The sequence below is a fragment of the Stenotrophobium rhamnosiphilum genome, assembly GCF_003052265.1.
Classification (GTDB): domain Bacteria; phylum Pseudomonadota; class Gammaproteobacteria; order Nevskiales; family Nevskiaceae; genus Stenotrophobium; species Stenotrophobium rhamnosiphilum.
In genome coordinates this window covers 1-24,656 of record NZ_QANS01000004.1, presented here as the reverse complement: position 1 = coordinate 24,656, position 24,656 = coordinate 1, and the positions used below count along the sequence as shown (strand labels likewise).

The following is a 24,656-nucleotide window of genomic DNA, read 5'->3' as shown; positions in this document are numbered from 1 at the left end:
TTTACTGAGCCGCACCATCAATCACTTCAACGCCCTTCGGCGGTGTGAAGCGAAACTGTGCGTCATCGATTTTTTTATTGGTGACGATCTGCGAAAAGCTGACGTCGGTGTTGCCACCGAGCTGATCGAGAAATTTCATACGCGTCGGTGCGCCGCCAGCGCCAAGCCAAAGTTCGATGGCTTTGAAATCACTGTCTTGCGATTTAGGCTTGAGGCGAATCAGACGATTGCCGCCATCCATGCCACCGTCTTCGATGTTGAAACCGTCTGACAGCGTCGCTTTCTGCGACAACAAATCCGCAGGAGTACCGCGCAGCGTTGCATCAACCGGACGCACCGTCACCTGCGAAAGATCGTTGTCGTAGAACCAAATCTTTTTGCCATCACAAACCATCAACTGCTGATAAGGCTTCTGATAAGACCAACGGAATTTGCCCGGACGTGACAGCCACATATGGCCGCTCGTCATCGAAAGCTGCTTGCCGCGATCATCCACCTGTATCTGCGTAAAATCGGCTTGCAGCGTCTGCACGCCATCGACAAAGCGCTTGAGCTCGTCTTGCGCGGTGGTTGCAGCAAATGACGGCGCAACAAGCAGCGCCAGCAGCAAAGCAATAATTCTTGAACTTGAGGTCATCGAAACATTCTCAGCAATAGCGAAAAGTCAGTGTGCACTCTGACACCTGAATCCACTCTGAATTCACTCGCGCCCTCCGGGCACCAGAATCTCTCGATTGCCGCCGGGGCCGCTGGGGCCAACGATACCTGTGGCCTCCATCTGCTCAACCATACGTGCAGCGCGGTTGTAGCCGACGCTTAAGCGGCGCTGCACCCAAGACACAGAGGCCTTGCGACTTTCGATGACCAGCTGCACGGCCTGATCGTAGAGCGGATCAGATTCCGCATCGTTCCCGCCCTCGCCCGCAACATTCGCTGGCGCTTCATCGGCAACGATCTCTTCGATGTATTCCGGCGGACCGACCTGTTTCAAATAGGCCACGACGTTCTTCACCTCATCGTCGCCAACAAAGGCACCGTGAACACGCTGTAGCTGTCGCGCGCCGATCGGGCGGAACAACATGTCGCCGTGACCGAGGAGCGTCTCTGCGCCCATCTCATCAAGAATGGTGCGTGAGTCAATGCGTGATGCGACCTGGAACGCAACGCGCGAAGGAACGTTCGCCTTGATCAAACCCGTAATCACGTCAACAGATGGACGCTGTGTAGCAACGATCAAGTGGATACCCACCGCACGCGCCTTCTGCGCGAGACGCGCAATCAGCTCTTCAACCTTCTTGCCGACCACCATCATCAAGTCGGCCAACTCGTCGATGATGACGACGATGTGCGGCATAGGCTTGAGAATATCGGGTTCGACAGGAGCATCAAACAACTCCTTCTCCTTTTTCACCGCCTCTCTGAGCGGCACGCCCGCTTCATGTGCCTCTTCAATTTTCTTATTGAGACCAGCCAGATTTCGCACGCCGTGAGCTGCCAACAAACGATAGCGCCGTTCCATTTCCGCCACGCACCAACGCAGCGCGTTAGCTGCGTCTTTCATGTCGGTCACAACCGGCGTCAGCAAATGCGGGATGCCTTCATAAACTGAAAGCTCAACCACCTTCGGATCAACCAGAATGAAACGCAGCTCATCCTTGGTCGATTTGTAGAGCATTGACAAGATCATCGCGTTCACTGCAACGGACTTACCTGCGCCCGTCGTACCAGCAACCAGCAAGTGCGGCATCTTGCCGAGATCAGTGCTGACAGGACGACCCGCAATGTCCTTGCCCAGACCCATCGTTAACGGCGAGCTCGAATTTTTATATTCGGCCGAATCCAGAATTTCGCGCAACATCACCATCTCGCGCTTCTGGTTCGGGATCTCAAGGCCAACGTAAGGTTTGCCTTCGATCACTTCGATAACACGCACGCTAGAAACCGATAGCGCACGCGCGAGATCTTTTGAAAGATTGGTGATCTGCGAGCCCTTCACACCAGGCGCTGGCTGCAATTCAAAACGAGTGATCACCGGGCCAGGAGCTACTTCGACAACCTGTACCTTGATGCCAAAGTCATTCAGATGGCGCTCAAGATCACGCGACAAGCGTTCCAGTTCGTCAGGGGTGTACTGCTTGCCCGAAGGCTTGGCCGCATCGAGAATCGACAAGGGAGGCAGCGGATCGCCATCAAACTTCGGCACGTCCACTTTCACTGGCTTAGCTGGCTTCACCGGCTTTTCAAGTGGAGGCGGTGGCGCAAACATATCGGACTGTTCTTCTTCGCTACCGACTAAAGCTGGCGCTTTGCGTTTGCGCGTCTTAGCCAGAGCAGGTTCGATTGAACGCAACGCAGAAACGTAGGGAGATGATCCTTTTGCAGGCACCTCAGCTTCGTTTTCGCTCTCGGCTACTTCCTCAAATTCAGAATGCGCGCCCTGCTCTTTCTTGCTAAAACGCTCATTCAGATGCAGCGCCCAAGTGCCGATACGCTCAAGGATCTCCATCCATGAAAAACGCATCGCAAGCGGCAAGGTCACTAGCAATACCGTCAATAAAAGCAGCGTGGTGCCGACTGCACTTAACACTGAAACCAGTTGATGCGCGATGGCCTGACCCGTGATGCCACCGCTACCTTGCGGTGCTAAATCCTGCACCGCACCAACATGCATGGAGCACAGCGAAGCCAAGCACGCAAACGCCAGAATCCAGCACAGCACGCGCAGCGATTGCGGCAGAGGATGATCATCTTCATCGCCGCGGAAGAAACGGATACCTGTCCACAACGCAATCCACGGCAGGAAAAACGCGCCGTAACCAAACAGCGACAGCAGTACATCGGCAAACCAAGCACCCGCCGCACCCATCAAATTGCGTACCGGCTCACCGGTGCCAGAAGACGACCAACCCGGATCATTGGGGTTGTAGCTCAGCAGGGTTCCGAGCAGAAACAGCGCCAAGCCCGTACAGGCCAACAACGTCGCCTCTCCGGGCAGGCGCTCTAACCAGCTAGGACCCGCGGTTTCGTCGGTGGCTTGAGACTTGCTTTTAAACACTAGGCTGGGCCATTTTTTGAATAGTTTTCATCCTACCAATCATAACAGCCCCTCCGCTGGAATCTTGTCGGTGGGGCACTTGAAAAATCGCCAGAAACCTTCACTAATAGTCCATGTCTAAAATTACACATTTACCGGAAGTCGCAATGAGCACGCAGGTTAGGCACTTTCTTCTGACGCAGGATGGAGGCATCCGTGAATTCAGCACGGATCAAGCGGCGTTGATCGCTGCTGGCGCCAGCCCCTTGCCGGAATTCGCCGAAAGCCGCCTGCGTTATTTGCAGTTGACCTTGGATGACACCAGCAGCAAGGGTGAACTCAAGGTTCAGTCTGCGGGCGCCTGTGTGCGCTTTGACGCCGAAGGCCGCGTGACCGAAACCACAGCGCCAGGCGAAAATGAGCAAATCACCCGTTTTGAACATGACGCCGTCGTGCAGTGGGCGCTGCGTGATATTCCGACCGTGGCGCCGATCTTTCATTGATCGGCGCGCCAGACGCCGCCCTGCACCTCACACCGCAGCTTCGGCTGCATCAGCGTATTTCGGGCATCCCGGCTCAAGCTTGGGATGCCCTTTTTGATTCCGCCTACCCATTCACACGCCACGATTTTCTCAAAGCGCTGGAAGACAGCGCTTGTGTCGGCACACGCACTGGCTGGCATCCAAGTCACGTCACATTAGAGACAGACGCAGGCATCGTCGCCGCAGCACCGCTGTATCTCAAAGATCATTCTTACGGCGAATTTGTATTTGATTGGTCTTGGGCCGAAGCCAGCCATCGCGCAGGCATCGACTATTACCCCAAGCTGCTCTGTGCCACGCCATTCACGCCTTCGTCCGGACCTCGCCTGGGTGCAAGCAACGCAGCGACTCGCCAGCAACTGATGACCGCGCTGACGCAGCTGCCCACTCAACTCGGCGCTTCATCTCTGCATCTGCTTTTTGCGCAGCAAGAAGATCAAAACACCGCAGCAAAAGTCGACGGTTTGCCACGCAACGATATTCAGTTTCATTGGCACAACCACGGCTACACTGACTTCGAGGCATTCCTCGCGCGACTACGTGCCGACAAGCGCAAAAAGATTCAGCGCGAACGCCGTCGCATCGTCGAAGCTGGCCTTCGCTTTGAAACGATCAAAGGCGATGAGATTGCCGAATCACTGTGGGCTGACATCTACGCGCTCTACGCCAATACCTACGAAGAACGTGGGCAAGCACCTTATCTGAATCTGCGTTTCTTTCTCGACTACGGCATGCGCGCGGGCACACCTCTGCGCATGATTTTGTGTCGTGATGGCGAACACCTTGTAGCCTGCGCAATCACCATTGTTGGTGGCGATACCCTCTACGGTCGTCACTGGGGCGCCGCTGAGCGTTACAACGGCCTGCACTTTGAAACCTGCTACTACCAAGGCATCGATTACTGCATTCGCGAAGGCTTGCAGCATTACGACGCAGGCGCACAGGGCGAACACAAACTGGCACGTGGCTTTGAGCCTCAGCTTACGCAATCCATGCACTGGCTCAGTGAGCCGAGGCTGTCACAAGCCGTTGCCAGTTATTTGCGCAGAGAGCGGCAAATGGTAGCGACAAGACTGGAAGAGTTGAGGCAACATAGCCCCTATCGCATCGAAGGATGAGCAGAGATGGACAATCCAATCCGCCTGCACTGGTTGGATCCACGAGATCCTGATCAGCATTTTCCGCCATCGCATTTAGCGATGCGCGACCCCAATGGCCTGCTGGCCATCGGTGGAGACCTCAGCATCCCACGCATGCTGCGCGCTTACAGCCAAGGCATTTTTCCTTGGTACAACCCAGACGAACCGATTCTCTGGTGGTGCCCTGATCCTCGCGCAGTGCTGCAACCGGATCAGATGAAAGTGTCGCGCTCCCTAGGCAAAAGCATTGCGCGTAAGGATTACGCCATCACGTTCGATCGCGTTTTTAGCGACGTACTCGACGCCTGTGCTGGCGCTCGCAGTAAAAGTCGCGGCACTTGGCTGGGCTCCGATATGCAGCAGGCATATTGCGATTTGCACGAGCAAGGACACAGCCATTCCATCGAAATTTGGCGCAAAGGTCAGTTAATCGGCGGGCTCTATGGCGTCAGTGTTGGACGCGTATTCTTTGGCGAGTCGATGTTCTCGCGCGCTAACGATGCTTCGAAAATCGCGCTCTATTACCTCTGCCAGCAACTCAAGCAGTGGTCTTACGAGCTGATTGATTGTCAGATTAGTTCTGCGCATCTCGCGAGTCTGGGCGCACAAGAAATTTCACGGAATACATTTCTTGAACTCCTCGCCCCTGCAGTACGACGGCCGGGTCAATCGGGACACTGGCAGTTCGATATCGATGTGCCCGCTAGCGCAGAGCATCTGCCCTAGCTACGTCGCAACGATCATTCAATTTGTTATATTTTATAAACTATAAATTTAATAGCGTTAAATTAATCACGATTGACGCGATTAAACGCACCCTGAATTTGCACCCCGAACGCCTTACTATCGACGCATGAGCAGCACGCGCCAATTTAATCTCTACCTCAGCACCGAAAACGCCTGCGGCTATCTGCCCGATCGAAGCGCGAGAAATGCGTACGTCGATCCTGCATTGCAGATGACCCGCGAACGCTATGCCTGGCTGATTACTCAAGGCTTTCGTCGCAGCGGCGACTATGTTTATCGCCCGCATTGCAATAACTGCCAGCTCTGCACGCCTTCACGAGTCGCAGTCGAGACGTTCCGAGCCAGTCGCTCGCAACAACGTTGCTTGACGCGAAACGCAGATCTGGAATTGCAGATCGTGCACACGCTCAGCGAGGAACATCACACGCTTTACCAACGTTATTTGCAGGTGCGACACCCTGGCGAAGGTATGGATGGCGACAATCCAGAGGCCTTTCAGAGCTTCTTGCAGTGCAGTTGGGGCGACGCTCAATTCTGGGAATTTCGAAGTGATGGACGGCTTCTTGCGGTTGCAGTGGTCGATTCCCTGCCCGCAGCGCTCTCGGCGGTCTACACATTTTTCGATCCGGACGAAGCTGCACGCAGCCTCGGAACCTATGCAGTTTTGAGCCAAATTGCGGGCGCCAAGAAACTAGGCCTTCCATATGTTTACCTAGGCTATTGGGTGTCAGAGAGCCGGAAAATGGACTACAAAAAGAACTTCCGTCCTTTGGAGCTTCTAGTCGAAAACAGCTGGGCCACAGTCCCCGCTTAGAAACCATTGGTTGAAGCTTGAGGGGTGAGCGTGGATAATGCCCGCGCTTTCCAACCCCTCTGGGACACATGGCAAAAGAAGATCACATTGAAATGCCGGGCACGGTTGTAGAAACCCTGCCCAACACGACGTTCCGCGTAAAGCTGGATAACGGACACGTTGTAACGGCTCACATTTCAGGCCGCATGCGCAAAAACTACATCCGTATTCTGACGGGCGATAAGGTCAAAGTTGAACTGACACCTTACGACCTGACCAAGGGACGCATCACGTTCCGTGATAAGTAATCGCTAGGTTGTTCCTAGCGCTACTCTGGTTGTAACCACCCGCTAATAAAGACAAAGCCCGCTGATGCGGGCTTCGTCGTTTACCTTGCTTTAGTGTTTTGCCTTAGACCGGCTCAAGCACCGAAGGCTTTTCGCGCGCCTCGACTTCGAAGTCGAGCTTGCCGTCCTTCACCACCACGGTGACATTGCCGCCATTCGCGAGTTTGCCGAACAGCAACTCTTCCGCCAGCGGACGCTTGATGTTTTCCTGAATCACACGCGCCATCGGGCGTGCGCCCATCTTCACATCATAGCCACGCTCAGCAATCCAAGCCTTGGCCTCTTCATCGATATCCAGATGAACTTGCTTGGCTGATAACTGCTCTTCAAGCTGCATCAGGAATTTATCGACAACGCGCATGATCTCCGCCTTGCCCAGCGGGGCAAACGCGATGATGGCGTCGAGACGGTTGCGGAACTCCGGCGTGAACATGCGACGAATCACTTCGAGTGCGTCGGTCATGTTGTTCTGATCAATCAAACCCATGTTGCGACGCGCAGATTCTTCGGCGCCGGCATTGGTCGTCATCACCAAAATCACGTTGCGGAAATCTGCAGCGCGGCCGTTGTTATCGGTGAGCGTGCCGTGGTCCATAACCTGCAACAGCAGATTGAAGACATCGGGATGCGCTTTTTCGATTTCATCCAGCAACACGACGCAATGCGGGTGCTTGATCACAGCTTCAGTCAGCAAGCCGCCTTGATCAAAACCAACATAGCCCGGCGGCGCGCCAATCAAACGGCTCACCGTGTGACGCTCCATGTATTCGCTCATGTCGAAGCGAATCAGTTCGATGCCCAGTAACTGTGCGAGCTGTTTAGTGACTTCAGTTTTGCCAACACCGGTTGGACCAGCCAGCAAGAAATTGCCGATCGGTTTATCCGGGCTACCCAAACCTGAGCGCGACAGTTTGATACTGGACGCGAGCTGTTCGATGGCAGGATTCTGACCAAAAATGGTCAAGCGCAAATCACGTTCCAGCGTTGCGAGCTTGTCGCGATCATTGCTGGAAACACTCTTCGCCGGAATGCGTGCGATCTTGGCGATGGTCTCTTCAATATCGCGCACCTGCACTGTCTTGCGGCGTTTGGACTCTGGCAACAAACGTAGACGCGCAGCAGCTTCATCAATTACGTCGATAGCCTTATCGGGCAGATGGCGATCGGTGATGTGACGGGTTGAAAGCTCTACCGCCGAGCGCAGCGCGCCGCGCGTGAACTGCACAGAGTGATGCTCTTCAAAACGCGCACGCAGACCTTCAAGAATCTTGACCGTGTCTTCCACCGAAGGCTCAGGCACGTCAATCTTTTGGAAGCGACGTGCAAGCGCACGATCCTTCTCAAAGATGCCGCGATATTCCTGATAGGTCGTGGAGCCGATGCAGCTCAACTCGCCACCAGCCAGCAATGGCTTGAGCAGATTCGATGCATCCATCACGCCGCCGCTCGCTGCGCCAGCGCCGATGATCATGTGAATTTCGTCGATGAAGACAATCGCGCCCGGCGTCTGCTGCAACTCCGTCATGACAGCTTTGAAGCGCTTTTCAAAATCGCCGCGATATTTGGTGCCTGCGATAAGCGAGCCCAAATCAAGGCTATACACGATGCCCGCGCGTAGCAGATCAGGAACCTTGCCTTCGACAATCAGCCAAGCCAAGCCTTCCGCAATCGCAGTTTTGCCCACGCCAGCTTCACCCACCAAGAGCGGGTTGTTCTTACGACGACGGCACAGCGTCTGCATCACGCGTTCGACTTCTGCCTCGCGACCAATCAGCGGATCAATCAATCCTTTGGCAGCGCGTTCATTGAGATTGACGGCGAACTGTTCCAGCGCGCTCTTCTGCGCTTCACGTCCGTTGCCTGCCTCTTCTTTGTCTTCATTGTCCTGTGCTGGCTCTGGCGCCGAACCATTCTTGGCGATGCCATGCGAAATGAAATTGACGATATCCAGACGCGTCACGCCCTGTTCACCCAGGAGGTAAACCGCGTGCGTATCTTTTTCAGCAAACATCGCGACCAGCACGTTGAGCGTGCTGACTTGCTTCTTGCCCGAAGCCTGCACGTGATAAATCGCGCGTTGCAGAACGCGTTGGAATGAAAGCGTTGGCTGCACTTCGCGGCGCTCGCCGTCTTTGACGGACTGGATGCTGTCGCGGATGTATTCGCGCAGATCTTTCTCCAGCTTTTCCATGTCGATGCCGGCCGCGCTTAGCGCTTCCGAGACATTGGCGTCGGATAACAAGGCCAACAGCAGATGCTCAACTGTGAGCAGATCGTGCCCTTCCATCCGAGCAGTGACGAATGCTGCGTCGAGGGCTTTTTGTAGTTCTTCTGAGAGCACTAGGCTTTCTCCATCACTGTTAGCAGCGGGTGTTGATGCTTGCGCGCATAAGCATTGACCTGCGCGGTTTTGGTTTCAGCAATTTCTACCGGATAGGTTCCAGCAACCGCCCTACCCTGACTATGAATCTGCAGCATGATCTGAACTGCTTTCTCTCTATCGTGGTGAAAATACTGTTGCAAGACTTGGACCACAAAATCCATTGGCGTGAAATCGTCATTGATCATGACCACCTTACACATCGGCGGCCGCTGCAGCTTAGGCTTGGACTCTTCGACAACTAGCCCATGACCTCGTTCGTTTTCATGTTCACTCATGCTTCAAGTTTAGCCAAATAAGTCTGCGGAGAAACGTCTATCTATATGTGGTCCTGTCGCGCGCTTTGCAAGAGCCACAAAAAGCTACACGCGCCGACGATCTAGCGCACTGCATGACAATCGCATATTGTTATATTTTATTTGCAATAACTGTCGGACTATAATCTTAAATAACATCGTGCAGACGTCAAAGCAGCATTCATCCGACTTAACTCAAGTGCAAGCAACTTAAGTGTCACAAAGTAGTCAGTGAATACCCTGATAATCCTCAACGATTTTGCTTTCAGCCGATGAAATTCGCTCTCACTTCAAATTCACCGCCTTAAATTGCAAAACTTTAGCGGCTGCAATGCACGGATGACTGATAAAACAGCTTCAATTCTTGCGCGCATAAGCCCCGCACAACTCACATTTTTATTGCTGTTTTCAGGGTTTAGACCGGTTATGATGCGGCCATGCTGACAATCCCAGATCAACTTGGAAAAACCCTGTCGCATGGCTATGAGCGCCATGTCCGGTGGCTCATTCCAGCCGCACAAGTTTTACTTTTGATTGCCATCGCGATTGCGGCAGCACGTTTGATCTGGTCATTAGTGCCAACACCCGAATCCGCACGTTGGCGCCCTGCTGCCGTACAAACCACGGCAAATACGCAAAGCAACGCTCCAAAACTCGACCTCATTCTGAGCGCACGACTGTTCGGGCTTTATCAACCGCAAGCCTCAAATCTGGACGCTGCGCCCGACACGCAACTCAATCTCACCCTGCTCGGAATTTTTGCCGGCACAACCGATAAAGAGTCACGTGCATTGATTGGCCAACCCAGTGGCGATGAAAAACCGTATTCCATCGGCCAAGACATTGTTGATGGCGTCAATCTGCAAGCTATTTTTGCCGATCGCGTCGTGCTGTCACGTAATGGCCAGCTTGAAACGCTGCGTTTAGATAAAGATAAGCCCGGCGCTGAATTTACCGGCGGCGCATCAAGCGAAGGTCTGGGCGGCGGCCAATTGTCGCAAGTGCGACAAGAGCTGCTCGCAGATCCCAACAAAGCGGCTGAATACATTCGCGTACAACCCGTCAATGTCGGTGGCCGCATGAAAGGCTATCGCGTTTATCCCGGCCAGAATCAAGCGCTGTTCAATAACGCAGGCTTGCGTCCTGGCGACTTGATCACTTCGATCAACGGCATTCAGTTAGACGACACTCAGAAAGCCATGCAGATGCTCACTGATCTGAGCAAAGCGGGCAGTGTCAGCATCGTCATTGACCGCGGTGGTCAACCTCAAACCCTTAACGTCTCATTCAACTAAATATGGCATCCATGCTCCGCGTTAAAAGTTTCTTTGCGGCAATCATGTTGCTGGCGGTGGCGTATCCCGCTGCCGCTGCGGTCACTCTCAACCTGAAAGATGCGGATATCAATTCGCTGATCGCCACGGTGAGTGAAGTCACCGGCAAAAATTTCATCGTTGACCCGCGCGTTAAAGGCAAAGTCACGGTCGTGTCTTCACGCCCGATGTCACCAGCTGGCGTGTATGCAACTTTCTTGGCGGTATTGCAGGTACAAGGTTTTGCAGCAGTACCCGCAGGACAAGCGATCAAGATCGTTCCAGAAACCAATGCGCGTACCGACGGTGGCGTGCCCAACGCCAGCGGCTCTGGCTTGCCAATTGATGGCGTCGTAACTCACGTTTATCAAGTTGAAAATATTTCTGCTGCTCAGCTCGTACCGATTCTGCGTCCATTGATTCCGCAGTGGGGACATCTCGCCGCGTATCCATCGAGCAATATGCTGATCATCTCTGATCGCGCTGCGAATGTTGTGCGCATCGAGCAGTTGATCAAGCAGATGGATCAAACCGGCGACCGCGAAATTGAAGTCGTACGCCTCGTCAACGCAAGCGCCCCTGAAGTGGTGCGCACCCTCACCTCTCTGACACAGCAAGACAAGCAAGCCGACCCCGGCTCGCGTGCACCGGCCGTGATTGCTGATGAACGCACCAACAGCGTTCTGCTTGGCGGCGAAAAATCTGATCGTCAGAAAATGCTTTCGATCATTACCAAGTTGGATGCAACGCCAACCGAAGGCGGTTCAACGCAAGTGGTCTACTTGCGCTACGCCAGCGCAGATAGCCTTGCGCCAATCTTGCAGGGCTATGCACAGCAAGCCTCCAAGAGCAGCACCAGCTCATCCAGCAGCAGCGCCAGTTCTGCTGCAACTTCAGCACCGGTTTCCTCGTCCAGCGGCGGCGGTGGCACTGAAGGCGTCAAAGTACTGGCAGAAAAAGATTCCAACGCGCTCGTCATCACCGCTGCACCAAAGATGATGCGTCAGATTCGCGATGTCATTTCGCAACTCGATATTGAACGCGCGCAAATTTTGGTTGAAGCAGTCATTGCTGAAGTCAGCGCTAACAAAGCCAGCCAATTGGGCGTCGATTGGGCCGTGTTCAATCAGAATCGCATTGCAGCGGCGAGTATTCTCAATCCAGATACGCTGACTGCACTCAGCACCGCTGTAACCTCTGGCAGTGATTCTGCATATCTCGGTTTGATTGGCCAGGGCATCAACATCGGCGGCGGCGTTCTCAGCTCCGGTGGCACCAGCTTGGCGCTGCTGATCAAAGCACTGAAGAACGACGGCGACACCAACGTATTGTCCACACCGACTTTGGTGACGATGGATAATCAGGAAGCAAAGTTTTCTGCCGGACAAGAAGTGCCGTTTCTTAGCGGTTCGTTTTCTAATACGGGCTCGAACTCATCCAACGGTTCAGTTAATCCGTTCCAGACCATTGAGCGCAAAGACGTGGGCCTGACGCTGGGCGTTACGCCGCAGATCAACGCTGACAATCGCGTAAAGCTGAAACTCAATCTTGAAGTTTCCGGCATCGCCAGCGGTACTGCCGGAAGTTCAAACCTGATTACCAACAAGCGCACGCTGACCAATACTGTCGGCGTCGAAAACGGTCAGATTTTGGTGATCGGTGGTTTGATTCAAGATCAGATTACGGACAGCAAGAGTGGCGTGCCGCTGCTCAGTTCCATTCCATTCATTGGCAGCCTTTTCCAATATCGCTCGGTTAGCAAAACCAAGCAGAACTTGATGCTGTTCATTCGCCCTTCGATCCTGCGCAAGCGGACCGATGGCGATTACTACACGCGTCGTAAATATGATGCCGTTCGCGAAGCACAAATTAATGCCAACGTTGGCGGCGCCGTACCGCTGATTGGCGGACAGCGTCCGGTCATGGAAAGCTTCGATAATTATCTGAAGAGCATGCCACCTGTTGTTGATGCGCCGGCGCCAGCACCGACTCCAGCTGCAGCTGCGCCTCAGGTACAAGCGGCTCCAGCGCCTGAAGTAACGGCTCCTGCAGCGCCTGATGCCGCGCAGCCGTAATTCACGATGACTGCAACGCATATGGACGCAAGCCTGCGCCGTCCCTCTTTTGCTTTCGCTAAACGTCATGGCCTGATCGTTAGCGAAGATCGTGGCGATCATGTTCTCGCTGTTGCGCGACCTGGCACCACCATTGAAGCGATTCAAGAAGCACGCCGCTTTGTGGGCCGCCCGCTGCGCCTGCAGAAAGTCACGCCGCAAGAATTCGATGCGCTACTCCAGCGCGTTTATGAAGGCCAAACCGGCGCTGCCGCTGGCCTCATGCATGGTCTCGACGAAGAAGAAGCCGATCTGGATTCACTCGCTCAAGCACTCAGCGAAACTCAGGATCTTCTGGAGTCGAATGACGATGCACCCGTCATTCGACTGATCAACGGCTTGCTCGTTGAAGCGATCAAAGAAAACGCATCCGATATTCACATTGAAAGCTTTGAAAATCGCTTTCAGGTGCGCTTCCGTGTTGACGGTGTGCTGCGAGAAATCATCGCACCACCTCGCGCCCTCGCCCCGCGCTTGGTCTCACGCATCAAGGTAATGGCCAAGCTCGACATTGCTGAAAAGCGTTTGCCGCAAGATGGGCGTATCAGCCGCGCATTCGGTGGTCGCAAAGTCGACGTGCGTGTCTCAACGATTCCAACCGGCCAGCATCAAGAACGCGTCGTGATGCGTATTCTAGATAAACAAGCTGACAAACTGGATCTTGAACAACTCGGCATCGCCGCAGATCAGGTTGAAGTTCTGCGTCGCATCATTCACAAGCCTTACGGCATCATGCTGGTCACCGGCCCGACCGGTTCCGGTAAAACCACCACACTGTATTCGGCACTGAGCGTTCTCAACGACCACAGCCGCAACATCATGACGGTGGAAGATCCAATCGAGTACTACATTGACGGCGTGGGTCAAACGCAGGTCAATACCAAAGTGAACATGACTTTTGCACGCGGGCTGCGTGCAATTCTTCGTCAAGATCCTGACGTGGTGATGATCGGCGAAATTCGCGACCTCGAAACCGCACAGATTGCTGTGCAGGCTTCACAAACGGGTCACCTCGTACTCTCGACGCTGCATACCAACACTGCCGTTGGTGCGATCACGCGTTTGCGCGATATGGGCGTTGAGCCCTATCAGCTGTCGTCGTCATTGATTGGCCTGATGGCGCAACGTCTCGTACGTACGCTTTGCAAAAACTGCAAAGAACCCTACGAAGCCAGCATCGCAGAAAAAGAACAACTCAGCGTCAGCACGAAAGAAAAACTGACGCTGCATAAAGCCGTCGGTTGCCCAGCTTGCCGCCACACCGGTTATCTCGGCCGTAGCGGCATTCATGAAATCATCGAAGTCGATCGTCAGTTTGAAACCATGATCCACGACGGCGCCAGCGAACAAACGATGGAAGCTTATGCTCGCGAAAAAGGCCCTGGCATTTTGCAGTCTGGTCGCAACAAAGTGATCTCCGGCGAAACCACACTGCGCGAAGTATTGCGCGTGACGATGGAGGAGTGAGCGCGGCTTAACCCGCTGCTCGCCAACTCATGGCTGCCTACGAATACACCGCACTCAATAGCAAAGGCCGCCAAGAAAAAGGCCTGATTGAAGCCGACACTCCGCGCCAAGCGCGTCAGTTGTTGCGTGATCGCGGACTCTCGCCGCTTGAGATTTCCGAAGTTGCTGAAGGCAACAAGATCGCGCAAAGCAATTTGTTCCAGCGTGGTGGTGGCGGCATCTCCGCTACCGAGCTATCACTGTTCACACGTCAGCTCGCAACGCTAAGTCGCTCTGGTCTGCCACTCGATGAAGCTTTAACCGCTGTTGCTGATCAAAGCGAAACCAAGCGCATTAAGCGTATTGCCCTAGGAATTCGCGCTGGCGTTATTGAAGGCAACACACTCGCCAATTCGCTTAATCAGTTTCCGAATGTATTTCCGCCGCTGTTCCGCGCAACCATCGAAGCTGGTGAGCAATCGGGCAAACTCGATCACATTCTTGAACGCTTGGCCGACTATGTTGAGCGTCGCCAAGTGATGCAGTCGAAGATGATGCTGGCAGCGTTCTACCCGATCATCCTCACCGTTGTTGCTATCGGCGTGGTCACTGCCCTGCTCACATACGTTGTGCCGCAGGTCGTACAGGTATTCCAAGACATTGATGCTGAGCTGCCGATTCTGACGCGCGGCTTGATCGCGATCTCAGATTTTCTGCGTGATTGGGGTATCTATCTACTGATCCTGATGGGCGCTGGTGGTTTCATATTCGTCCGCATGTTGCGTAACGAACTATTTAAACGCCGCGTGCACGCCATCCAGTTGCGCTTACCACTGATAGGTCGTTTAACCCGCGGCGCTAACACCGGTCGCTTCACGCGCACGCTCGGCATCTTGTTTGGCAGCGGCGTGCCGATTCTTGATGCGATGCGTATCGGCACTCAAGTCGTCACCAATCTGCCCATGCGTGATGCGATTGAAGAAGCTGCAGCCAAAGTGCGCGAAGGCGCGCCATTGAGCCGCTCTCTAGGCGCCAGCAAATTATTCCCACCAATTACGGTGCATCTCATTTCCAGTGGCGAATCATCAGGCAAGCTCGATGACATGCTGGATCGCGCCGCCGAAAATCAAGAACGCGAAGTGGAAACACTAGTCGCCGCATTAATGGGCGTGTTTGAGCCTATCCTGATTCTGACGATGGGCGGCGTTGTACTGCTGATCGTGCTCGCGATTCTTCTGCCGATCTTCGATCTCAACCAACTCGTCAAGTAAGCGCGGTTTAGCCATCCATGGCGCTGTGCCCCTGCCCGGCCATCCATGGCCGTGCGTTCACATTCATGCGAAGCAGTGCTTCGCAAACATGAATGCTCACCCCATTTTCGACCTCAATCAGCTAGTCAAATAAAAATGCAGCGCACATAAAAAAGCCGGGCACTAAGTCCGGCTTTTTTATGTGATCGAAATAGATCAGGGCTTTCCGTCGAGCGCCTTGGTGACGTTTGCCTGTTTGAGATTGTCGCCAATCATCTTGACCGTTTCTGCCGGTGCCTCACCCACCACGGTGATATGGAAAGTGCCGACCATGCGGCCATAGGCATTTACTGCGCCAATTTTTGAAACGCCGTTGAGTGCCTTGTTCGGTTGCGGACGTTCTGAAGAGAACACCGAAATCACCGTGAGGCCATCTGAAACCAACAAGTGTTCAACCGAACCACGCATACCCGGCAGCTCGCGCACTTCGCGCAGCGTGACTCGGAAACCCGGTGGCAATTGGTCCAGCACCCAAGCCGCAGTTGCTGATGGTGGTGGCGGTAATGCTTGCAATAAAGCGGGTGCAGAAGGCGGTGGTGGTGGCGCCGCAGCTTGCAAGTTTGGTTTGCCGATATCCATGGACATCGGCATCTGGAACGCGACGTCCGGAATCACAGCTGGAAAATCGACCTCGGTGAACATCATCTGTTCAAGAGTGACGCCGTTCTGGCCAATCATATTGACCTTGAGCGGGACCAAGGTTTGAGCGTCTGCCCAAATCTGATAGCCGTAACGGAATTTATCGCGCGGGATCACGGCGATGCCGTGAGAAACGCGGCCTGCTATACGGGCACTACCGAGATCATTGAACTGATACAGCTGGCCAATCTGCTTGAGATGGGCCGGGTTCATCGTTGGGAACAAACCCTTCGGAGTGGGTCGATTAACTGACATGCGACGATCATTCGGGAACAGGCAGATGACCTTGTCGTTCTCCTTGAGAATGTCTCGTGTCTCGCCATTGAGCGAAGTCACACGCTCCAACTCCTTGCCGTCGAGATTACGGTGGATGACGCGGAAGGTATCGAGTACATCGCTGCCCCGATAAACCACGACACCCTGATACGTTGCAGTGCGCGACGCATCACTCATCTTTGCCAACCAATCCGTTGCTTCGCTATCAGCAAAGGCTGAAGGCGCAACTACAAGCGTTAGAACTCCAAGGAGCGCTCTAGCACTCATCAAGGCTGACCTTCAGGATGATAGGTGGCCGAGTGGGCTGCAAAGCGCGCCGCGCGCAGCGTACCGCCCATGCCCATGCCCTGACTGGCAATGCTGGTGTTGTGTTCGATTAAATAATTATCGAGGTCGTCGCCGGCATCCTGCCACTGCTGCTCAGCTGGCGTGCGCAGCGCAACGCTCTGCAGATTGCGAGCTTGGCGCGGCACTACAACCGGGTATGAAACAGGCTCGGTAACCGGCAAGGTGGTTTGCACGGTTGAAGCCGTGAAGTCAGCGCCCTGCTCCTGATGGTTGCCGCTGTTCACGCCAACCAGCATGGCCACCGTAGCGACCGATGCAGCAACCGCCCAGCCCGCCACCTGTTTGACGATCATCGATCGTGGACGGCGCAGTTCAACCACATTGGGCTTGGCCAGTTCAGCAGGCGTTTTGTCCAGACCCGCCATCACTCCAGCAACGATGCAGGGCTGACCTTTACGGATGCGGGTGCCTTCGACGCCTTCACGTGCCAGGCACATGCGGCTCCATTGGGCTTTGAGCGCGGGAGACTGATCAAGGTCAGCCAGCAGTCGATCCAATTCCTCGGCGCTACATTCGCCGTCCAGAAGTGCAGAGAGCTTTTCGTATGACATCAGGCAGACCTCAACGATTGATACAAGCTAAACCGCCAGAAAGTAGGAAAGTTCCCACACGCTATGTAAAGAGCCAAGAGATGAGAATTCATATCAATTGAGCAGTGGTTTAAGAACTAAATCGATCGCTTCGCGCGCACGGAAAATACGTGAGCGGACGGTGCCGATCGGGCAATCCATCATTTCTGCAATTTCTTCGTAAGACAGGCCTTCCAGCTCGCGCAAGGTAATGGCCTGACGAAGATCAGGCGGCAGCTTGGCAATCGCCGCTTCGACAGTGGTTTTGATCTCTTCAGTAAGCAACTGAGCTTCGGGCGTATCGATATCGCTCATCTGTTCGGTGTGGCCAAACATTTCGGCATCCTGCACGTCGATATCTTGCGTCGACGGACGACGACCGCGTGCCACCAAATGATTCTTCGCTGTGTTGATGCCAATGCGATAAAGCCAGGTGTAGAAAGCGCTATTACCTTGGAAACCGTTGAGTGCGCGGTAAGCCTTGATGAAGGTTTCTTGCGCAACGTCCTGCGCGTCAGCGTCGCCTACGAGGCGGCCGACCAATTGAATAATCTTGTGTTGGTATTTACGCACCAATAGCTCAAACGCGCGCTGATCACCTTTCTGCGCACGCTGGACCAGCTGTTCGTCTACCTGTTGCTGTTGTTCTTCGCTCATTCGCGCCAAAAGGGGAGGCTTTAGCCGCCATAAAACAGATAAACTTGTCCGAAAGAGTCAGCCCAAACGAGTAGCGTTTGTGCCGTCGGAATCAATACATTCGCCATTTTAGCAGTCCTGAGACCCATGAGTGACCCCGAAGTTCTCATTTTAGGCAGCGGTGCCGCCGGCCTATCGCTGGCGCTGCGCCTTGCCCAACAAGGCCACGTCGTCACGGTCGTCTCCAAAAGCTCGCTCGCCAGCGGCAGCACGCTGTGGGCACAAGGCGGCATTTCCGCTGTGCTCGACGCTGATGACAGCCTTGAAAACCATGTGAGCGACACCCTCGTTGCTGGCGCTGGGCTTTGCGATGAGCGCGCGGTGCGCTTCACGGTTGAACGCGGCCCTGCCGCGATCCGCTGGCTGATCGAACAAGGCGTGGTCTTCACTCAAGAAGAAGGCGACGAGCGCGGGCGCAATCTGCATCTGACGCGCGAAGGCGGTCACAGCCATCGACGTGTTGTGCATGCCGCTGACGCAACTGGTCGTGCTGTTGAAACAACATTGGCTTCATTGGCTGGATCACATCCGAATATTCGCGTGCGCGAAAACTGTGTGGCGGTTGATCTGATTGTTGATCATGCCAACAAGCGCGTGCTCGGCGCTTATCTGCTCGACATCGAAACGGATCAGGTCACCGCCATTGCTGCCAAGGCAGTTGCCTTGTGCACGGGCGGCGCCAATCAGGTTTATCTCTACTCCAGCAATCCGCATGGCGCTTCTGGCGACGGCATTGCGATGGCTTGGCGCGCAGGTTGTCGCGTCGCCAATATGGAGTTCATGCAGTTTCATCCAACGACGCTGTATCACAAGGATGAACGCTCATTCTTGATCTCTGAAGCGTTGCGCGGTGAAGGCGCCGTGTTGAAATTGCCAGAGAGCGGCGAGCGTTTCATGCCGCGTTTTGATGCTCGCGGTGAATTGGCACCGCGCGATATTGTCGCTCGCGCGATTGACCATGAGATGAAACGCCTGGGCATTCAGCATGTGCTGCTCGACATCACGCACAAGCCTGCAACGTTTATTCGCACACACTTCCCCTCGATCTTCGCGCACTGCCTTGAGCTAGGTTTGAACATCACGCGCGAACCAATTCCGGTTGTGCCTTCAGCGCATTTTACCTGCGGCGGCGTGATGACCGATTTGCGTTCGCGCACAGACGTTGATGGTCTCTACGCCATCGGTGAAGTCACTTGCACGGGTCTGCATGGCGCAAACCGACTCGCCAGTAATTCTTTGCTGGAATGCTTGGCGTTTGCCGAAGCAGCGGCAGCAGATTTACATGAGCGCCTGCCTTCCCTGCCCGCACCGGTTGCACTGCGCCCTTGGGACGACAGCCGCGTTACCGACTCAGATGAAGACGTGGTGGTCTCACACAACTGGTTGGAGCTGCGTCGCTTCATGTGGGATTACGTTGGCATTGTTCGTACGAACAAGCGTCTCGAGCGCGCACAACATCGCGTTGATTTGTTGAAGCAGGAAATTCAAGAGTATTACGGCAACTACCGCATCAATGCGGGCTTGGTGGAGTTGCGTAACTTGGTGACCGTCGCCGATCTGATTGTGCGCTCTGCGTTGCTACGCAAAGAAAGTCGCGGCCTGCACTTCACACTGGATTATCCGCAGACATTGCCCGAGGCCTTGCCGACTATCTTGCCGGGCCGGGCAGCTTCCCACTAAAACATCGCGTCGCTCCATCAAACGCCGCGATGCCTTAGCGGACCGCCTACTCAAACTATATGCAGAATCTGGCCAATAGCGTGCCAGTTCGCAATACCGTACCAGGCCCAGAATAGAACGATACCGGACTTTACCGCGTGTTCGTTCCAGAACTGCTCAAAACCCGGCCAGACGCCAGAAGCCATATCCTCTGCTACATCGTCATGAATGGCCAGTGCCATCGCTCGACGACGATGCGGCCAGCGCACCGCTGCCGGCTTTTTGGATACCCGCTTTGAGAAGCGCATCGCTTCGTAGCTAGGTTCGACTGTAAGTACCTTGGCGCTCTTGAACTTTTCCATGTCTGAGGACTCGTCTGGAGGATGACTTAGTGATACTGTATGTTCATACACTACTGTATGTCCATACATTTGTCTAATATGTCCATCACTATGAAAAACCTGACCGACCGCCAGACCGAGATTCTCGAGTTCATCCAGCGCACCCTGCGTGACAGCGGCGTGCCGCCGACGCGCGTCGACATCTGCGCAGAATTCGGTTTCAGCTCCCCCAACGCCGCCGAAGGCCATCTCAAGGCCATCGCCGCCAAGGGCTATATCGAATTGATGCGGCACAGCCGCGGCATCCGCTTGCTAGTCGAACAGGACGCTCCGCTGACGAATCAATATGAGTTGCCGTTGATCGGCAACATCGCCGCAGGCCAGCCAATCATGGCGGAAGAGAATATCGAGGAGACGGTGCGCATCGATCCCGAGCTATTCCATCCGCGTGCCGACTTTCTGCATCGCGTATCCGGGCATTCAATGAAAGAGGTCGGCATTCTTGATGGCGATCTGGTCGGCATTCACTACCAACCGGATGCGGACAACGGTCAGATCATTGCTGCGGCAATCTACGACCGACGCTCGGGTCGTGAAGGCATTACCTTGAAACGTTACTTCCGCCGCGGCAACAAGATTCGCTTGGAATCTGAGAACAGTGATCCCGAATACACAACCATCGAGATCGACTTGGTGCAGCAGGATGAAGATTCGCAAGAAGCAGCACAGTTCCGTATTGCCGGACTGTATGCAGGCTTGATCCGCCGTCCGCGATAACGTTTGGCCTAATTCTTCAAAATCTGACCCAGAAAAGTCTTGAGCCGCTCATTGCGCGGCGCATCGAAGAACGCAGCAGGCGCATCCTGATAAACAATCTCGCCGTGATCCATGAACAGGACACGGTGAGCAACAGCGCGCGCAAAACCCATTTCGTGCGTGACAACGCACATGGTCATGCCCTCCAGCGCCAGCGCTTTCATCACCTCTAAAACTTCGCCGACCATTTCTGGATCCAGTGCGCTGGTAGGTTCGTCAAACAACATGATGCTCGGCTTCATCGCCAAGGCACGCGCAATCGCAACGCGTTGCTGCTGCCCTCCAGATAATTGCGCGGGATGACTCTGCGCTTTGTCTGCCAGCCCCACCTTGGCAAGCAGTTGCTCCGCACGCGCTCTGACTTCTGCCTCGGGCTGCTTCAATACTTTGAGCGGCGCCAGCATCACGTTCTCTAATGCGGTCATGTGTGGAAATAAATTGAACTGCTGAAACACCATGCCGACCTGTGTGCGCAGGCGATTGAGATCGACTTTGCGGTTATGAACGCTGTGGCCGTTAACTTGAATATCGCCTTCGCTGATTTCTTCAAGCGCATTCAAGGTGCGTAGCAAGGTCGACTTACCAGAACCGCTGGGGCCGATGATGCACAGCACTTCGCCACGCTCGACCGTCAATGAAACATTCTTGAGCGCCTGCGTGCCGTTCGCGAATTGCTTGCTCACGCCGTTCGCTTCGATCAATAGTTTTGGATTGCGATCAGTCATGGGCCAATCTCTTTTCCAAGCGTCGCACTAACAATGAGAGGCTACCGGTCAGCAATAAATAAAGAATGGCGACAGAGAACCAAACTTCAAAAGGACTGAAGGTTGAACTCACCACTTCACGTCCAGCTTTAGTGAGATCGGTCAGTGCCATCACTGAAACCAGCGAAGAATCCTTGATCAAGTTGATGAACTGCCCTGTCAGTGGCGGCAGGGTTTTACGTAGAGCCTGCGGCAGAATGACATAGCGCATCGATTGCGGATAACTCATGCCCAAGCTGCGTGCCGCTTCCATCTGACCACGCGCAACACCTTCAATGCCCGCACGCACAATCTCGGCGACATAAGCGCCAGTGAATACTGAAAGCGCCGCGACACCGGCAGTGAATGCAGAAAGCTGCAACACCGTGCCAATGAAGAAATAGAAAATGAAAATCTGCACGAGCAATGGAGTGCCGCGAATAATCTCGACGTAGGTCGTCGCAAGATTGCGTGCTGCAGGATTTCTGGCAACGCGGCCAAGACCGGCGATGAGTCCCAGCGGCAAAGCAAAGACTAAGGAGATTGCAGATATTTTTAGCGTTAGCCACAAGCCAATCAGCAAAGGTCCAGGACGTATTCCTGGTTTACGCGCGAGAACGTCATTCTGAAAAACCAGATCGCCCTGCCCAACCAGCACTTGTGAAAAACCGCTGAAAGTTTCTCTTCCAGAGCCTTTCATTTCCGTCATCGTCAGCGTTTTTCCGTCCTCTGAAATTTCGACGAAGCCATCAAACGATGCGCGAATTTCTTCACCCTCAGTGCTGATCACGTATTCCGGCAAACGCTCCCAATGCCAGCTGTAGTCGATGCGCTTACTCGCGAAGTACAACGATGCCCCAATCGCCAGAATCACCAACGCATAAACGCCGTGCCAAACCCAAGAGACGCGATCAGTGGGTTTCTTTGCAGACGAACTCATTTGAGATTTTTCAGCCAGGCCGTGCCTTCAAACCACTTTTTATAGAGCGCATCGTAAGTGCCATCACGTTTGCTCTGAGCCAAAAAGTTATTCAGCCAATTGAGCATGTCCGGATCGCCCTTACGCACCGCCCAACCTAGAGCCTCTTGCGTAAAAGGCTCCTTGAGATGAATCACCTTGTCCGGATTCTGTGCGACATACACCGCATTGAATGGCAGGTCGTAAACAAAACCATCAACGCGGCCGCTACGTACTTCCATCGCGCCTTCGGATTCAGACTCGTATTGTTTGAGCTTTGCTTTCGGCAGATATCGACGTGCAGCGATATCACCGGTCGTGCCGAGTTTGCTGCTGATGGTGTAGCGCGGATCGTTTAGATCGCGATAACTCTTGATCGTGTCCTTCAAACCGGGGCGCAGCAGAATGGTCTGACCGATCAACACATAGGGATCGCAGAAATTCACTTTGAGATTTCGCTCAGGCGTGATCGTCATACCGCCCATGAGCACGTCAAATTTATCGGTGAGCAACGCGGGAATAATGCCGTCCCACTGCGTATTCACGATCGTGAGCTTGACGCCCATATAGCGCGCCATCAGTCGCGCCAGATCAATATCAAAACCAATGATGTCGCCTTTCTTATCGCGCATCTCAAAAGGCATGTATCCAGCATCAAGCCCCACGCGCAGTTCGCCGCGCTTAAGAATGGCGTTAAGTGCAGAACGCTCGGCCATGTCCGAATCAGCTGCCTGCGCAGCGCAGACAGAGAGCAACATGGCCATCGCCAATAACAAGCGTTTCATGCTTTTTCCGGTTTTGATGGGCGCATTGAATATGCCGCATTAAAGCAAATCATGTGCCGATCTGAAATCAACACGCAGTCACGTTACGCTACAGCTCTGTGCTCCATTAAAAAGCAACGCCGATGAGCTTCATCATTTCAAAACTGGTTTGGGCGATTCTTACGCCCGGTAGCTTGTTGTTTATAGTCGTCGCCATTGCATGGGCGCTGCATCGCAGACGACCAGCGCTGAGCCGTGGCCTACTCGCCATGGCGACGTTGTTTTTGGCAGCCTTGCTGATCACCCCCATCGGCGCATGGACGCTACGTCCACTGGAAGCACAATTCCCAGCTGCCCAACTGGACGGCCGCCCCGTAGACGGCATCATCGTTCTCGGCGGCGCTTTGGACCCCGAAGCCACACAAAGAACAGGCGTCCCCGTTACGAACGATGCAGCCGAACGGCTCACGACTTTCGTGGCGCTGGCGCGAGCCCACCCTCAGGCGCGTCTCATTATTAGTGGCGGCAGCGGCAATCCACTACGCCCCGATATACGTGAGGCCGATGAAGTGAAAGCGCTCTTCGCATCTTTGGGACTGTCACCGGACCGCGTGATCTTTGAAAGAAATTCACGCAACACCTATGAAAACGCCGTCTACTCTAAGGAGCTAGCCAAGCCACAAGCCGGACAAAACTGGCTGCTGATTACCTCGGCCTGGCATATGCGGCGCTCGGTGGGTTGTTTTGAAAAAGCAGGATGGACAACCATCCCCTACCCCGTCGATTACCGCAGCTATTCCAATGACCACTGGGGCATGTTCTCCCCCGACCAACAATTCGACATGCTCACGACTGGGGCCAAGGAATGGGTGGGGCTGGTGAGCTATCGCTTGATGGGGCGCGTTTAAAAAATGCGGACAAGTGAGCCAGCAATTGGCCGCGTCGTCATTCACCTACAAAACTAAAAAACAAANTCGTCATTCACCTACAAAACTAAAAAACAAATGGACTTCCCCCGCTTTCATAGACACCTGATAGGGTAAATATGAAATTGGAGAGGAGAGTCCATGTCTGGAAAGAGATACACAGCCGAGTTCAAGGCCGAAGCAATCAAGCAGGTCACGGAGCGTGGTTACAGCATCACCGAGGTTGCAGGACGGTTGGGCGTTACTAAGAAAACCTTCTACACCTGGCTCCAGAAAAAAGGGGTAACGCGAGGCCAGCCACAGGTTCAAGCTGGCGCGGATCTGGAACGCGAGAACCTGCGTCTGAAAGCGGAGTTAAAGCGAGTCGAAGAAGAGCGCGACATCCTAAAAAAAGCCGCCGCGTACTTTGCCAAGATGTCCGGGTGAAGTACGCCTTCATGTTTGAGCATCGTCAGGAATT

General features: G+C 54.2%; 23 protein-coding genes and 1 pseudogene. 13 read left to right on the top strand and 11 right to left on the bottom strand.

The features are described from left to right. Position 1: 1 nt before the first annotated feature. Both lolA and CJD38_RS10935 read right to left on the bottom strand, forming a co-directional pair. Positions 2-637: an outer membrane lipoprotein periplasmic chaperone LolA gene (lolA, locus tag CJD38_RS10940; protein WP_107940401.1), complete on the bottom strand. Its 636-nt coding sequence runs from the start codon at positions 635-637 to the stop codon at positions 2-4. 63 nt (positions 638-700) lie between these two features. After that, positions 701-3,055, bottom strand: coding sequence for a DNA translocase FtsK (locus CJD38_RS10935; RefSeq protein ID WP_107940400.1), 2,355 nt, complete (start codon positions 3,053-3,055; stop codon positions 701-703). A 146-nt stretch (positions 3,056-3,201) separates the two neighbouring features. Between CJD38_RS10935 and CJD38_RS10930 the strand changes: the two genes are divergently transcribed. From CJD38_RS10930 to infA, 5 genes are all read left to right on the top strand, one after another. After that, entirely contained in the window at positions 3,202-3,537 is a 336-nt protein-coding gene (locus tag CJD38_RS10930; protein WP_107940399.1) for a hypothetical protein, read from the top strand. Then, positions 3,534-4,694: a GNAT family N-acetyltransferase gene (locus CJD38_RS10925; RefSeq protein ID WP_206362963.1), complete on the top strand. Its 1,161-nt coding sequence runs from the start codon at positions 3,534-3,536 to the stop codon at positions 4,692-4,694. The genes CJD38_RS10930 and CJD38_RS10925 overlap by 4 nt, the downstream gene beginning before the upstream one ends. A gap of 6 nt (positions 4,695-4,700) precedes the next feature. Then, entirely contained in the window at positions 4,701-5,441 is a 741-nt protein-coding gene (gene aat / locus CJD38_RS10920) for a leucyl/phenylalanyl-tRNA--protein transferase (protein ID WP_107940398.1), read from the top strand. Between the two features lie 127 nt (positions 5,442-5,568). After that, positions 5,569-6,276, top strand: a complete 708-nt coding sequence (locus tag CJD38_RS10915) for an arginyltransferase (protein ID WP_107940397.1) — start codon at positions 5,569-5,571, stop codon at positions 6,274-6,276. Between the two features lie 68 nt (positions 6,277-6,344). Beyond that, positions 6,345-6,563 (top strand): translation initiation factor IF-1, encoded by a 219-nt coding sequence (gene infA, locus CJD38_RS10910; RefSeq protein WP_107940396.1) that lies wholly within the window; start codon positions 6,345-6,347, stop codon positions 6,561-6,563. Between the two features lie 103 nt (positions 6,564-6,666). Here infA and clpA read toward each other — a convergent pair whose 3' ends face one another. Together clpA and clpS are read right to left on the bottom strand one after the other, a co-directional pair. Then, positions 6,667-8,943 carry an ATP-dependent Clp protease ATP-binding subunit ClpA gene (gene clpA, locus CJD38_RS10905; protein ID WP_107940395.1) on the bottom strand — a complete coding sequence of 759 codons (2,277 nt, stop codon included), beginning with the start codon at positions 8,941-8,943 and terminating at the stop codon, positions 6,667-6,669. Continuing rightward, complete coding sequence (gene clpS, locus CJD38_RS10900; protein ID WP_107940394.1) at positions 8,943-9,260, bottom strand: ATP-dependent Clp protease adapter ClpS; 318 nt, start codon at positions 9,258-9,260, stop codon at positions 8,943-8,945. The genes clpA and clpS overlap by 1 nt, the downstream gene beginning before the upstream one ends. 455 nt (positions 9,261-9,715) lie before the next feature. Between clpS and gspC the strand changes: the two genes are divergently transcribed. Genes gspC through gspF form a run of 4 tightly spaced genes read left to right on the top strand, consistent with a single transcriptional unit; the run spans position 9,716 to position 15,422 of the window. After that, positions 9,716-10,573, top strand: coding sequence for a type II secretion system protein GspC (gene gspC, locus CJD38_RS10895; protein WP_107940393.1), 858 nt, complete (start codon positions 9,716-9,718; stop codon positions 10,571-10,573). A 2-nt stretch (positions 10,574-10,575) separates the two neighbouring features. Next, on the top strand, positions 10,576-12,666 hold the full coding sequence (gene gspD / locus CJD38_RS10890; RefSeq protein ID WP_107940392.1) for a type II secretion system secretin GspD: 2,091 nt from the start codon (positions 10,576-10,578) through the stop codon (positions 12,664-12,666). A gap of 6 nt (positions 12,667-12,672) precedes the next feature. Further along, positions 12,673-14,172 (top strand): type II secretion system ATPase GspE, encoded by a 1,500-nt coding sequence (gspE, locus tag CJD38_RS10885; protein ID WP_240783597.1) that lies wholly within the window; start codon positions 12,673-12,675, stop codon positions 14,170-14,172. Between the two features lie 29 nt (positions 14,173-14,201). Further along, on the top strand, positions 14,202-15,422 hold the full coding sequence (gspF, locus tag CJD38_RS10880) for a type II secretion system inner membrane protein GspF (protein WP_107940391.1): 1,221 nt from the start codon (positions 14,202-14,204) through the stop codon (positions 15,420-15,422). 195 nt (positions 15,423-15,617) lie between these two features. Here gspF and CJD38_RS10875 read toward each other — a convergent pair whose 3' ends face one another. The 3 genes from CJD38_RS10875 to rpoE form a co-directional block, all read right to left on the bottom strand. Continuing rightward, the gene (locus CJD38_RS10875) at positions 15,618-16,643 is read right to left on the bottom strand and encodes a MucB/RseB C-terminal domain-containing protein (RefSeq protein ID WP_107940390.1); all 1,026 of its coding nucleotides are present in this window, start codon (positions 16,641-16,643) and stop codon (positions 15,618-15,620) included. Further along, on the bottom strand, positions 16,643-17,275 hold the full coding sequence (locus CJD38_RS10870) for a sigma-E factor negative regulatory protein (protein ID WP_107940389.1): 633 nt from the start codon (positions 17,273-17,275) through the stop codon (positions 16,643-16,645). The genes CJD38_RS10875 and CJD38_RS10870 overlap by 1 nt, the downstream gene beginning before the upstream one ends. A gap of 93 nt (positions 17,276-17,368) precedes the next feature. Continuing rightward, positions 17,369-17,950: an RNA polymerase sigma factor RpoE gene (gene rpoE, locus CJD38_RS10865; RefSeq protein WP_107940388.1), complete on the bottom strand. Its 582-nt coding sequence runs from the start codon at positions 17,948-17,950 to the stop codon at positions 17,369-17,371. Positions 17,951-18,076: 126 nt separating this feature from the next. Between rpoE and nadB the strand changes: the two genes are divergently transcribed. Further along, positions 18,077-19,669, top strand: coding sequence for an L-aspartate oxidase (gene nadB / locus CJD38_RS10860; protein ID WP_107940387.1), 1,593 nt, complete (start codon positions 18,077-18,079; stop codon positions 19,667-19,669). A 50-nt stretch (positions 19,670-19,719) separates the two neighbouring features. Here the strand turns inward: nadB and CJD38_RS10855 are convergent, their stop codons facing one another. Further along, positions 19,720-20,010 carry a hypothetical protein gene (locus tag CJD38_RS10855; protein WP_107940386.1) on the bottom strand — a complete coding sequence of 97 codons (291 nt, stop codon included), beginning with the start codon at positions 20,008-20,010 and terminating at the stop codon, positions 19,720-19,722. 90 nt (positions 20,011-20,100) lie between these two features. Here CJD38_RS10855 and lexA point away from each other — a divergent pair, with 90 nt between their 5' ends. Beyond that, positions 20,101-20,766, top strand: coding sequence for a transcriptional repressor LexA (gene lexA / locus CJD38_RS10850; RefSeq protein WP_107940758.1), 666 nt, complete (start codon positions 20,101-20,103; stop codon positions 20,764-20,766). Between the two features lie 8 nt (positions 20,767-20,774). Here the strand turns inward: lexA and CJD38_RS10845 are convergent, their stop codons facing one another. From CJD38_RS10845 to CJD38_RS10835, 3 genes are read right to left on the bottom strand one after another with little or no spacing between them, the layout of a single operon-like run. Next, positions 20,775-21,530, bottom strand: coding sequence for an amino acid ABC transporter ATP-binding protein (locus CJD38_RS10845; protein ID WP_107940385.1), 756 nt, complete (start codon positions 21,528-21,530; stop codon positions 20,775-20,777). Continuing rightward, the gene (locus CJD38_RS10840; RefSeq protein WP_107940384.1) at positions 21,523-22,488 is read right to left on the bottom strand and encodes an amino acid ABC transporter permease; all 966 of its coding nucleotides are present in this window, start codon (positions 22,486-22,488) and stop codon (positions 21,523-21,525) included. The genes CJD38_RS10845 and CJD38_RS10840 overlap by 8 nt, the downstream gene beginning before the upstream one ends. Next, positions 22,485-23,291 (bottom strand): transporter substrate-binding domain-containing protein, encoded by an 807-nt coding sequence (locus CJD38_RS10835; protein ID WP_107940383.1) that lies wholly within the window; start codon positions 23,289-23,291, stop codon positions 22,485-22,487. The genes CJD38_RS10840 and CJD38_RS10835 overlap by 4 nt, the downstream gene beginning before the upstream one ends. Before the next feature lie 122 nt (positions 23,292-23,413). On the opposite strand from CJD38_RS10835, the gene CJD38_RS10830 reads away from it, so the two are divergent. Next, positions 23,414-24,178, top strand: coding sequence for a YdcF family protein (locus CJD38_RS10830; protein WP_107940382.1), 765 nt, complete (start codon positions 23,414-23,416; stop codon positions 24,176-24,178). Positions 24,179-24,337: 159 nt separating this feature from the next. Beyond that, positions 24,338-24,656 (top strand): annotated as a pseudogene (locus tag CJD38_RS10825) (transposase); the annotation flags it as partial.

What these genes read in the sequence shown, in the direction of transcription:
- CJD38_RS10875 (WP_107940390.1), bottom strand. Translation starts at nt 16,643, where the DNA reads ATGAGTGCTAGAGCGCTCCTTGGAGTTCTAACGCTTGTAGTTGCGCCT.
- infA (WP_107940396.1), top strand. Translation starts at nt 6,345, where the DNA reads ATGGCAAAAGAAGATCACATTGAAATGCCGGGCACGGTTGTAGAAACC.
- CJD38_RS10845 (WP_107940385.1), bottom strand. Translation starts at nt 21,530, where the DNA reads ATGACTGATCGCAATCCAAAACTATTGATCGAAGCGAACGGCGTGAGC.
- CJD38_RS10840 (WP_107940384.1), bottom strand. Translation starts at nt 22,488, where the DNA reads ATGAGTTCGTCTGCAAAGAAACCCACTGATCGCGTCTCTTGGGTTTGG.
- CJD38_RS10835 (WP_107940383.1), bottom strand. Translation starts at nt 23,291, where the DNA reads ATGAAACGCTTGTTATTGGCGATGGCCATGTTGCTCTCTGTCTGCGCT.
- rpoE (WP_107940388.1), bottom strand. Translation starts at nt 17,950, where the DNA reads ATGAGCGAAGAACAACAGCAACAGGTAGACGAACAGCTGGTCCAGCGT.
- aat (WP_107940398.1), top strand. Translation starts at nt 4,701, where the DNA reads ATGGACAATCCAATCCGCCTGCACTGGTTGGATCCACGAGATCCTGAT.
- gspE (WP_240783597.1), top strand. Translation starts at nt 12,673, where the DNA reads ATGACTGCAACGCATATGGACGCAAGCCTGCGCCGTCCCTCTTTTGCT.
- CJD38_RS10915 (WP_107940397.1), top strand. Translation starts at nt 5,569, where the DNA reads ATGAGCAGCACGCGCCAATTTAATCTCTACCTCAGCACCGAAAACGCC.
- CJD38_RS10930 (WP_107940399.1), top strand. Translation starts at nt 3,202, where the DNA reads ATGAGCACGCAGGTTAGGCACTTTCTTCTGACGCAGGATGGAGGCATC.
- clpS (WP_107940394.1), bottom strand. Translation starts at nt 9,260, where the DNA reads ATGAGTGAACATGAAAACGAACGAGGTCATGGGCTAGTTGTCGAAGAG.
- gspD (WP_107940392.1), top strand. Translation starts at nt 10,576, where the DNA reads ATGGCATCCATGCTCCGCGTTAAAAGTTTCTTTGCGGCAATCATGTTG.
- CJD38_RS10830 (WP_107940382.1), top strand. Translation starts at nt 23,414, where the DNA reads ATGAGCTTCATCATTTCAAAACTGGTTTGGGCGATTCTTACGCCCGGT.
- nadB (WP_107940387.1), top strand. Translation starts at nt 18,077, where the DNA reads ATGAGTGACCCCGAAGTTCTCATTTTAGGCAGCGGTGCCGCCGGCCTA.
- lolA (WP_107940401.1), bottom strand. Translation starts at nt 637, where the DNA reads ATGACCTCAAGTTCAAGAATTATTGCTTTGCTGCTGGCGCTGCTTGTT.
- gspF (WP_107940391.1), top strand. Translation starts at nt 14,202, where the DNA reads ATGGCTGCCTACGAATACACCGCACTCAATAGCAAAGGCCGCCAAGAA.
- gspC (WP_107940393.1), top strand. Translation starts at nt 9,716, where the DNA reads ATGCTGACAATCCCAGATCAACTTGGAAAAACCCTGTCGCATGGCTAT.
- lexA (WP_107940758.1), top strand. Translation starts at nt 20,101, where the DNA reads ATGAAAAACCTGACCGACCGCCAGACCGAGATTCTCGAGTTCATCCAG.
- CJD38_RS10855 (WP_107940386.1), bottom strand. Translation starts at nt 20,010, where the DNA reads ATGGAAAAGTTCAAGAGCGCCAAGGTACTTACAGTCGAACCTAGCTAC.
- CJD38_RS10870 (WP_107940389.1), bottom strand. Translation starts at nt 17,275, where the DNA reads ATGTCATACGAAAAGCTCTCTGCACTTCTGGACGGCGAATGTAGCGCC.